A 10,014-nucleotide genomic window follows, 5' to 3' on the forward strand; every position below is an offset into this window, starting at 1 on the left:
TTGGTGCATGCCTTATTCGTAGCTCACGATAAACCGGTATTGTTGAATAGCCAGACTCTGCAGCAAATCGAATTGCGGCTCGGTTAACGCAACCTCCAACCGGGCTCCAACGCTGCTTGCCTTGAGCCGGCGGCTGTCTGCCGAATCTCCGCCATTTCCGGCTTCATCGCCTACCTCATTGGCTGAAGCATCCTTGAAATATGCGACCGTAATGCCGCTGAGCTCACTGGATTCGAGAGGAACCGGTACGTAAGACGCGGGAACCTCAGTTGCTTCTCCCTTCTTCTGATAGACGGGGTGAAGACGGATCTCATCCAGTCGGCGCAACGATTTCGGAAAGGAAAGCAGCCAATCTTCCGGAATTTCTACGATCATCTCCCCTTCCCGCTTGATTGCCTCATTGACTTTTCCCGGCGTAAGCTGTTCATTGGAACCGATGAACGCCGCGCTTTCTTTGCCTACCGCCGATTCTAAGCTAGTGTACGCTCCGTCGACCAAGTCGGAATAGCGTATCCGTCTTAAAGCGATGTCGTCCGATGTCAAAACGGTATGGGGTGGGATATCCCGCACGGCAACGGCAATCTCCCGGGAGTCCACCTTTTCTGAAAAGCGAGTAACATACAGATGAACTGCAAAAACATGCCCGGTCAGCACGGCTGCATACAATACCGCAATCAGCAGCAACCGGGCGGAGCGGGGAAGCTTCCTCCAACTCATGAAAACCCATCCATCCTTTCCGGAACAAAAAAGAACCGACTGCTCGCGCATAACGCGAATCAGCCGGTTCTTCCGTGCTCACGATCCATAATGAAGTTGAGAATACTATACTCCAGTTTATTCCAGATAACAAGAACTATTTTTCCATCAAGATCTGCTGCAGACTAGGCGGCACTCAAATGCCGCGCCGCTTCCGTCCGGTACGCCGAAACCGCCGGAAGAATGCCCGCTGCCGTTCCGATCGCCCCGATGGCGGCGGCTGTCGCCAAAAGGTTTCCGTTGAATCCGAAGCTGACGGATATGGACATATGCTCGCCGATATACACGGAAATTCCCCAAGTCAAGCCATACGCCAACAGCACGCCAAAAGCGCAGCCGAGGATCATAGTCAATACCGACTCCAGCAGCACGAGGATCAGCACCGATTTTCTCCCGGCGCCAATGGCCCGCAAAATCGCCACTGTCCGCCGTCTTTCCACAGCCGATCCGTAGAGTTGCAAAGCGACGGTCAAGACAGCCATGCCCAGTACAACATAGCTGATGTACTCAAGCACCTGCTCACCGCTTCCCATCATATCGTAAATTTTGGCGATCACCTGGCCGGGAAAAACCGCTTGAGCCGCATGTCCCCCGTTGATCTCCTGGTACAGCTTCATCAAATCCGCGTAACTCCGGGTTTTCACGAGAGCTGCCGTTACCCCATGGGGATCTCCCACCGTCTCTTCCGCCTTGTTCTCCATGAGATGTTCATGGCTTTCCCAGTAGCTGTCCATGCTGACATAGATCCCTTGATCGGATGGAGCCGATAAGGAATGGAGAATGCCGACCACCGTGTAGGGATGGTCCCGGTGCTCCTCGGCAGGTTCCCCTTCCAGCGTTTTTGCTAAGCCGTGTTCGGATACGAAGGAATCGCCTACCTTGAGTCCGGTTTCTTTTGCAACCTTGGCGCCGATTACAGCTTGGAAGGGTTTATCAAAGATGTGGCCCTTGGCAAGGCGGAAGTAAGGCGGATCCGCGGGCTTGCCCTTGAGCGCAAAGAAATCGGGGCTGGTGCCGACAATGCGGAACCCTTCGTATTGGTCTCCCAGGGCAAAAGGTACCGCCATGGCGACGCGGCTGTCCTTAAGTAAAGCCTCGTAGTCATCGGAAGCCATGTTGCCGACCGGATTATCCATTAGAAAGATCGTGTTGAAAATCAATTGATTGGCGCTGCCCTTCGCTCCGACAATCATCCCGTAAGGCTCGCTTGCCTTGGCAATACCCGTTTTAATGCCGGAAGAAATCAGGAAAATCGACAGGGACAAGGCGATGCCCACAGCGGCGACGATGACCGTCAGCAAGGTTTGAATCCTCCGGTTGGACAGGTTGCGCCAGGCCATGTGCAAGAGGTTCATTTTCAACCAGCCTCGCTTTCGCCGCCAGACGCCCGCAAATCGCGAATCCGGACGATCCGGTCAAGCTTGCCCGCGATGTCTAAATCGTGGGTGCACAGAAGGAGCCCGGCTCCATGCAGCTGGCACGCTTCCGTCAGCAAGATGAACACCTGCTGGGCGTTGTCGTAATCGAGGCTGGCTGTCGGCTCGTCCGCCAATACCAGCGCCGGCCGGTTGGCAAGAGCCCGGGCGATGGATACCCGCTGCTGCTCGCCGCTGCTTAACTGCGCCGGCTTGTGCTGCAGCCGGTGGCTTAGCCCCACCTGATCCAGCAGCGTCGCTGCTCTCGCCTTCCGTTCCCTGGCGGGAATAACCCGGCCGAAGCTCATGGCGGCCGTGACATTCTCTAAAGCGCTGAGCCCGGGAATCAGATTGAAGCTCTGGAACACATAACCGATACGGCTTGCCCGAAATCGGTCCAGCTCCGCCTCGCCCATCGTTTCCAACTGATGGTCAAGGAGGCGGATGCTCCCCGTGGTCGGACGGAGAATACCCGCGATCAAGTGCAGCAACGTGCTTTTGCCGGAACCGCTTGGCCCAACCAGGGCCACTTTTTCTCTATCACCCATGTTAAAGTTTGCAATCCGCAGCGCTTCCGCCGTTTTGCGGCCGGGCAGCGGATAGATCTTTGAAAGATTGGAAATGTGCAGCATCATTTCAACTCCTCGACTTTATCGGCATGGATCCGCACCAGGCTGACAAAGCCGGTTTCATCATCGGTAGCGGAACCGATGCTGAGCGTGCCCGTTACCTTCACCTGGTGCTCCGTCGGCTTTGCTGCCTTACCTTCCGGCATGAAGACGACAACGATGTCGGAGGGCCAATCGGCGTTGGTGGAACAGAAAGGGCAAACTGACAAGGCTACCTTTGTCAGCACAAAGAACGTCACCTTTGCCGATAGCGGCGGAGCCATGTATCCGGTCATCTCCACCTTTTTCCCGTCTAACTCCTTCAATTTATCGGAGAAGGTGATGCCGCGGACAGTTACGTCGGCGTACATTTCGGAAAAGGTCAATTTCGGCGTTTTCCCATCCGGTTTCTTTTCCTTATCAGGAGACGAAGCAGGAGGAGAAGCAGGAGGAACAGCCGAAGGCGAAGCGGACGCCTCTTGCTGTACTTGTAAGGCAGGCTCTTGGAGAAGGGTCGAGGGTGCTAACGCATGGGCCGGCTTACCCGATTCAACGATGGCGGCGACCGCCGGTTTCGTTGATGGCGTCGCTTTGCTGCCGACAGCCGCCTTGGCGCCGGGTGTTGCTGTTGCCTCCGTAACCGAAGGCCCGGAAGTTGGCGTGGAGCTCGCCACCGTCACATAGGGGGATGACGGGACTTCCGAGAGGGATGCCGATACTTGCGCCGTTTCCGCTGCCGGTGTTGAAGAGTCCCTTGGCGCTGCCGCCTCATGCCCGTCCTCACCCGCTTGAATCGCCGCTTGAACAGACAAATCAAAGACCTCCCCCTTGGAGGGGGAGGCTTTATCGCCGCATCCGGCAATAGCGAAGAGGAGCAAGATCAAACAGGCAGCCAGCGGCAAATGTCGTCTGTGATGCATACGCGTTCCCACGGGCATTGCCTCCTCTCGTCTTACTTCAATACGGCAAGCAAGGAGGAAGAAGTTACATAGGTTGTCCCTTTTTCAACCTTGAAGTCCAGAACGGCTGATTTGCCGTCTTTTGTAACCTTGCCGGTATTCAAATTGAGGATAATCGTTTTGCCATCAAGAAGAACCGTTACGTTCCCGCTGGCCGAATCGTACTTGACGGTTCCGCCCAGCGAATTCACGACGCTAGATAGTTTCACCCAAGTTTTTCCGTCCGTCTTGGCGCCAGTCAGGTTCAGCCCCATTGCGTTGATCATGGAGTAGAATACCTCGGTGTTATCCATCGTGCCTTTGAAATAATTGGCGCCGACGCCATATGCCATAAGCGGCACGTCATCCGCTGTGTGCACGCCGACGCCTTCCGCCGTCGAACTGACGGAGCCGGTTTGCAGGTATTTGGCATCCCGGTTGGGATCATCGGGATTCGCCAGTTTCGCCGGATTGGCCACATACTTGCCTTCGCTGTTCAAAATGGTCGGCGAAGTGGGAACCGGATCGAATTTGTAATCTTCATAGTAATCGGGATGAGCGCCGAATACGACAGCCAGCTTGCGGTCCACTTGCGGATTGTCCGGGAATCCGTCTTTGTTGGCATCGGTATAGGTCGGGAATTCGGACGCTTCATAGGTGCGCACAGCGTCGCGACCGGTCTTGCCGTCGCCTTCCCAATAGGTGCCGGCAAGGCTTACGGAGTGAGAATGGTCGGCGGTTACGACAATCAAGGTGTCGCCGTTTTTGTCGGCGAAATTCTTGGCGGCGGCAACCGCCTTATCCATTTCGATGGTGTCGTAGGCAGCCCGTTCCCAATCCATCGGGTGAAGCTGTTTATCGATGCTGGCGCCTTCCACCATCAGGAAGAAGCCGTTCTCGTTTTTACTCAATACGTCGATGGCTTTCTGTGTCATATCCCACAGATTAGGCTGATCGGTAAGCTTGCCGAGAGCAGCCACGTTATTCGTCGACCGGTCGTAATAAACGTTCATGTCCGAGGGATGAAACAAACCGAGTAGCTTGTTGGGAGTGCCGGTAGCCTTCAACTGAGTCGCGTTATCCACCACGGTATAGCCGCTTTGTTCAAACTTGCCGAACAGGTCGGTTTCGTCTTTGCGCTTCGAGCCTGCCGTCGATTTGGGAAGGAAATAAGCGGATCCTCCGCCCATCACGACTTCTGGCTTCAGATTGTAGATCATGTCGGCGATTTCCTGCTTATCCGCGCGGCGGCGGGTATGGGAAACAACGGCTGCCGGTGTGGCGTCCTCGATTTCGGAAGTGGTCACGATGCCGACGGATTTACCCCCTGTCCGCTTCAGCATCTCGGCCAAGGTTTCAACCTTGGGATCGTCGAAATCATCTTTCGGCGTATTGTCCGGATAGGAGCCAAGCTCGTTGACGGACGCCTTGTGCCCGGTATTGTAGGCACTGGCGCTATTGGCCGAGTCGGTGACGAGGGAATCCATCCCCGAGGTAGTAACGACCGCCCGCTGATCGAATTGATCCATCGTCAGAAGCGAGTTGTATTTTCCTTCCGTAAGTCCGCGGGACATCACCCGAGAAATGGTAATATCCGCATGGGACATGCCGTCGCCTATGAAAAGGATGACGTTTTTCGCTTTTTTGCCGCTCGTGTCGGCGGTTACGACTTCATATGTAACTGTTCGTGTGAGTCCTTCCGATTTGACTTCAACGATATAGGTACCCGCCTTGCCGATGGATGCCCCCCGAATCGTGAACTCGCTGCTTGTTTCAGTGGATGTCTTGGTGAAGGATTTTCCGAAGAAGCTTTCCGCATTTTGCCCGTTTACCGTAATCGACACCGATTTGGGAAGGGCTTTCAGGTTGTTGAGCTCAACGCGGAAATCAAATAAGGCGCCTGCTAAAATTTTTGCGTGGTCAATGGGTGCAACGTACACAGATGGATCCGCCGCTTTCTTTTCCGCCTCAGCCGCCGATACCGTGGGACGCGTTTCCGGGAACACGCCGCTTCCGGCAATCAGAATGCCCGCCAGCGCCACGCAAACGGCACTACGCACAACCTTCATGGTCTTCATCTCGTCAAGAACACCTCCATCAATATAAAACCAATTTCAGTATAAAAATCGACTGTAAAATCAAGTGTTCGTTCATGTAAAGGTTTTGTGTAAATCTATGAAAATCATCCATGTGTTTCCATATTACCGGGTTTGAAAACTATGAAACCTTCCGCCGTTTCCGAGCCATGGACGAATGAAGGGCATAAAAAAAGCCCGGCATCAAGGCAATCTCCCATTTCTCCCAACAAAGTGAACCAACCGAGAGTTCGTTCCATATTCTACAGTAGCGTATGCATCCCGCAGCAAAATGATAGATTCGGACAAATGGAGATGATCGCTTGTCAATCTCACAAGAAAAAATCGACGTCCTGATCCCCGCCATCGAAAAAGACCTTGTCGTTCTGCCTTATGTCATAAAGGGGATTCGCAAGAACGTTCGCCATCCCATCGGGTCGATTTATATCGTATCCCCGGAAAGTGCTAAAATCAGAGAGCTTTGTGAAAAAAAAGACTGCCAATTCGTTGACGAACAAACCGTTCTTCCCCTTACCAAAAAAGATATCCGCTACAGCTCGCCGCGCTTCGAGCGATCCGGTTGGATGCTCCAGCAGCTGCTGAAATATGCGGGGGATCAGGTATGCAAAGAAAATGCTTTTCTCACAATGGACGCCGGTACGGTGCTGATTCGCCCTCATGTGTTCAAGGACGACGGCAAGACCGTCTATTACTACCGGGAATGGAGTCAACCGGAGTATTTTAGAATGCACAGAAGATTGCTCGGCCGCAAGAAGCATGCACCTGTTTCATTCGTAGCTCACTACATGCTGTTTGAAAAAGACAAGCTAGCCCGATTGAAAAAGAAAATCGAAGCCAGACATGGTGCGCCTTGGTATCAAGCTATTTTACGCAATACCGACAAAACGAAGCTTTATGGCTTCTCCGAATTCGAAACCTATGGCAATTTCGTATATTCGAAGTATCCCGAGACTTTAGTTTTGGTTCCAACGCGCAATCGCCATTTGAAAACGTCCATCCAGTCGCTGTCCGCAGCCCGAAAAAAAAGGCTGGCCGCCCGCTACCGTTCCTTGTCTTTCCATGCGCGTAAAAGCTACTTTCGTAAAAAAAGGCCTGATGCGCAATGAATTCGGAAGATCGGAGCAGACCGAAGCTGAATATCATCCTCCTGTCAGGAGGTTCCGGTAAAAGGCTGTGGCCTCTTTCCAACGACATCCGTTCAAAAGCTTTCTTAAAGCTGCTCGACAATGGCCGGGGAGAGCGGGAATCGATGATTCAGCGGGTCACCAGGCAGCTCAAATCGGCTGGATTTGCGTCGGATGTTACCATCGTCGCCCACGAGAGCCAGCAGGAAATGATTCGCAGCCATATCGGCAAACACATTCCGATTATCCCGGAGCCCGCCAAACGGGGAACCTTTACAGCCATCGCACTGGCCGCCACCTATTTACATTCTGTTAGAAAAACAGACCACGAGGATCATCTTTGTATTTTGCCGGTGGATTTATTCGTGCAAGGCCCTTTCTATCAACTGCTCAGGCAGATCCCCGGTGTACTGGAGCGGTCTCAAGGAGAGATGGTCTTTATTGGCACCCGTCCCCATTTCCCTTCCACGCAGTTTGGTTATATTCTTCCGCAAAAAACAGAGGACTCCGGCTATATGCGGGTGTCCCGTTTTTATGAAAAGCCCGATACCGAGAAGGCAGCGGAACTGATTCAGGAAGGTGCCCTTTGGAACTGCGGCATCTTTGCCTTTACTCTCCAATTTATCCTTGATATCTTGCTGGAGAATGGGCTTCCCATTGAATATGAAGATCTGCTAGAGCGGTATGAACGACTGCCGGAGCGCAACTTTGAGAAGGAGATCGCGGAAAAAACAAATAATGCCGCAGTAATTGCACATGATGAAGAATGGAACGACCTCGGCGGTTGGGAGTCATTAATGGACCACATGAAAGAGAGCCTCATTGGTCCCGGTGAACTGTCTGCCGATTGTACGAATAGCCAGGTCATCAACGAGCTGTCATTGCCGATCCGGGTAATCGGACTGAACGGAGTGATTGTGGCGGCAAGCGCCGACGGAATTCTCGTTGCTGACAAAAAGGTGAGCAGCCGGATCAAAGACATGCTGGGCAACGATCCGGATAGTCCCGGCTACGAGGAGAAAAGCTGGGGTTCGCGAACCGTATTGGATCGCCATTCAACACCGGATGGACCCAATTCGATCACAAGCAAATTAAAGGTCGTGGCGGGACACGTGTTGATCGTTGGAAAAGAGGAGGACAGCCGCTGCCTTTGGAACAAGGTATGGATCATCCTTAATGGAAAAGGAAAGCTAACGCTAAACCGCGTACAGCGACTCGTTAGCAGTGGAGATGTACTGAGATTACCCGCCGGAAGGTCGGCCATTCTTCATGCGTTCAGCGATATGGAGCTTTTGGAAGTAAAGAGCCGCTGATAAAGTAAAAAACCGGAAACGCTAAGCCTCGACAGGCCGGTTTCCGGTTTTTCGGTTGGTTATGGGCGAAGCAGGATCGCGGCACCATGACCAAATCAATGAGTTTTTTCAAAGCTGCCGTACCGGTAAAAAAGCGAGCCGCATAGCGTCAAAACGGCCATGATCATGAACAGCGGCATTCCGCCGAATGAGACCAGCAGCACTCCCCCAAGAATCGGGCCGAGAAAATGGCCCAGGTTTTGAAAGGTTTGAGCGCCGAAATACGTTCCCCGCATCTTTTCCGGAGCCAGCCGGTCGATAAGCAGGCTGGTAGACGGAAAGACGAGAATCTCGCCCAGGGTAAAGACAAACATGGAGAGGATAAAGCCAATCCAACTGTGCGATAACGCAAAACCGACAAAACCAAGGGCGAACAATCCGTTCCCGATGGTGATCACTTTTACGGGATTGAGCTTCGACGCTAAAGCGGTGAGCGGCATTTGCAAGGCAACGACGACAGTGGCGTTAAGGCTGATCAGCGTCGCATACCATTCCCGCGCCTTAGTGAAATCGTGCTCCAAATACTGGACAAGCGTCACGTTGATCTGTGAATAGCCAATGGCACCGATGATGGCGCCTCCCAGAAAGAAGCGAAACGGGATATCCTTGCGGATCACGTTCCAAGCGGAGCGGAAGCTGGTGTTGCTCTTCTTCTCTCCTTCGATCTTGCGGATTCCGAAACGGATCAATAGAATGTTTAGCACCAAGGTATACAGCAAATAGAAGATTCCGGTGATAAAAAAAGGCAGAGACGCGTTATGCAGCCCGAAGTACGCGCCGGCGAGCGGCCCTACGGCGGAGCCGACGTTGATGGCGAAGTAACGCAGCGAAAATACTTTGAGCCGCTTCTCCTTGGGCGTCAAATCCGCCATTAACGCTTGGGATACCGGCTCGAAGAAGGATCGGCACAAGCCGTTCAGCACATTGAGGATGATAAACACCCAGGGAGAGCGGGCAACCGCGAAGCCTAGAAAGACGACGCTCCAACATAAAAGCGCAGATAGCATAACCGCTTTTCGTCCCACACGGTCGGAAATGGTCCCACCGATGAAGCCCCCAACCATCCCGGCCAAGGAAGAGATACCGATGATGAGGCTGTTGACGACATCGCCGCCACTCGAGTATTTGGTTAAATAGAGAGCTAGAAAAGGCAAGCTCATCGTTGATGCAGCCCTGGCCAGCACGGTACCAAAAATCAGAGAGTGAACGATAGGATGATAGGCTTGGATATAGGCACGCGGCTGTGATAAGAGGTTTTTCCTAAATGATTCGGGAATCCAATTCGACACGACAAAAGTTCTCCTGTTTCTTCCTGATAAAATATCAGCCCTTTCCTAGTTAAGGAAAGGGCTGTTAGACGTGAGCTGGATAATTGCCCTCAAGGATTAAGACGTCGAATGAATGCACGGTCTCTTCGGTGGTTGATGCAAGCCGAGATGATGATCACCAACAGCAGAAGAACTTGACCGGTTACGCCCTCTTTTGTCGGGTAAAACGAGAACAAGGGCACTTCAGGCAATCCGCGCATAGGCGTAGCCTGCATCGCAGCCGCCTGCTGCAGATGCCAGATGCCGGCGCCGATGAACTTCAGCGTGAAGAAGGCGGACAGCACCGGAGCGATGGCGGAGACGCCGCGCACGCTGCGGCTGGGCAAGTGGCGCATGAGCCACAAGCCGGCGGCGAGCAGCCCGCAGCCAGCGGCCACGCCGGCGGCATAGCCGACCC

9 protein-coding genes are annotated in these 10,014 nt (G+C 53.3%); 2 read left to right on the plus strand and 7 right to left on the minus strand.

Annotated features, from left to right (window positions below; translation table 11 throughout):
* Positions 1-12 precede the first annotated feature (12 nt).
* The 5 genes from TJ79_RS17720 to TJ79_RS17740 form a co-directional block, all read right to left on the minus strand.
* Positions 13-717, minus strand: coding sequence for an SAF domain-containing protein (locus TJ79_RS17720; RefSeq protein WP_040951686.1), 705 nt, complete (start codon positions 715-717; stop codon positions 13-15).
* A 164-nt stretch (positions 718-881) separates the two neighbouring features.
* On the minus strand, positions 882-2,111 hold the full coding sequence (locus TJ79_RS17725; RefSeq protein WP_040951687.1) for an ABC transporter permease: 1,230 nt from the start codon (positions 2,109-2,111) through the stop codon (positions 882-884).
* 2 nt (positions 2,112-2,113) lie between these two features.
* Positions 2,114-2,803, minus strand: coding sequence for an ABC transporter ATP-binding protein (locus TJ79_RS17730; protein WP_040951688.1), 690 nt, complete (start codon positions 2,801-2,803; stop codon positions 2,114-2,116).
* On the minus strand, positions 2,803-3,711 hold the full coding sequence (locus TJ79_RS27770; RefSeq protein ID WP_202903340.1) for a hypothetical protein: 909 nt from the start codon (positions 3,709-3,711) through the stop codon (positions 2,803-2,805). The genes TJ79_RS17730 and TJ79_RS27770 overlap by 1 nt, the downstream gene beginning before the upstream one ends.
* Positions 3,712-3,731: 20 nt before the next feature.
* Complete coding sequence (locus tag TJ79_RS17740; protein ID WP_238323057.1) at positions 3,732-5,795, minus strand: alkaline phosphatase; 2,064 nt, start codon at positions 5,793-5,795, stop codon at positions 3,732-3,734.
* A gap of 320 nt (positions 5,796-6,115) precedes the next feature.
* On the opposite strand from TJ79_RS17740, the gene TJ79_RS17745 reads away from it, so the two are divergent.
* Complete coding sequence (locus tag TJ79_RS17745; RefSeq protein ID WP_040951689.1) at positions 6,116-6,919, plus strand: DUF6492 family protein; 804 nt, start codon at positions 6,116-6,118, stop codon at positions 6,917-6,919.
* Positions 6,916-8,250: a sugar phosphate nucleotidyltransferase gene (locus tag TJ79_RS17750; protein WP_081756981.1), complete on the plus strand. Its 1,335-nt coding sequence runs from the start codon at positions 6,916-6,918 to the stop codon at positions 8,248-8,250. The genes TJ79_RS17745 and TJ79_RS17750 overlap by 4 nt, the downstream gene beginning before the upstream one ends.
* 95 nt (positions 8,251-8,345) lie before the next feature.
* Here the strand turns inward: TJ79_RS17750 and TJ79_RS17755 are convergent, their stop codons facing one another.
* Both TJ79_RS17755 and TJ79_RS17760 read right to left on the minus strand, forming a co-directional pair.
* Complete coding sequence (locus tag TJ79_RS17755; RefSeq protein ID WP_238323058.1) at positions 8,346-9,578, minus strand: MDR family MFS transporter; 1,233 nt, start codon at positions 9,576-9,578, stop codon at positions 8,346-8,348.
* Between the two features lie 89 nt (positions 9,579-9,667).
* On the minus strand, positions 9,668-9,994 hold the full coding sequence (locus tag TJ79_RS17760; protein WP_155987942.1) for a hypothetical protein: 327 nt from the start codon (positions 9,992-9,994) through the stop codon (positions 9,668-9,670).
* Positions 9,995-10,014 lie beyond the last annotated feature (20 nt).

Origin of the sequence: Gorillibacterium massiliense, from assembly GCF_000455485.1 — a bacterium.
In the GTDB taxonomy this organism is placed as follows: Bacteria; Bacillota; Bacilli; order Paenibacillales; family NBRC-103111; genus Gorillibacterium; species Gorillibacterium massiliense.

Excerpts from the sequence above, each read along its gene's own strand:
- TJ79_RS17750 (WP_081756981.1), top strand. The coding sequence starts at position 6,916 with ATGAATTCGGAAGATCGGAGCAGACCGAAGCTGAATATCATCCTCCTG.
- TJ79_RS17725 (WP_040951687.1), bottom strand. The coding sequence starts at position 2,111 with ATGAACCTCTTGCACATGGCCTGGCGCAACCTGTCCAACCGGAGGATT.
- TJ79_RS17730 (WP_040951688.1), bottom strand. The coding sequence starts at position 2,803 with ATGCTGCACATTTCCAATCTTTCAAAGATCTATCCGCTGCCCGGCCGC.
- TJ79_RS17740 (WP_238323057.1), bottom strand. The coding sequence starts at position 5,795 with ATGAAGACCATGAAGGTTGTGCGTAGTGCCGTTTGCGTGGCGCTGGCG.
- TJ79_RS17720 (WP_040951686.1), bottom strand. The coding sequence starts at position 717 with ATGAGTTGGAGGAAGCTTCCCCGCTCCGCCCGGTTGCTGCTGATTGCG.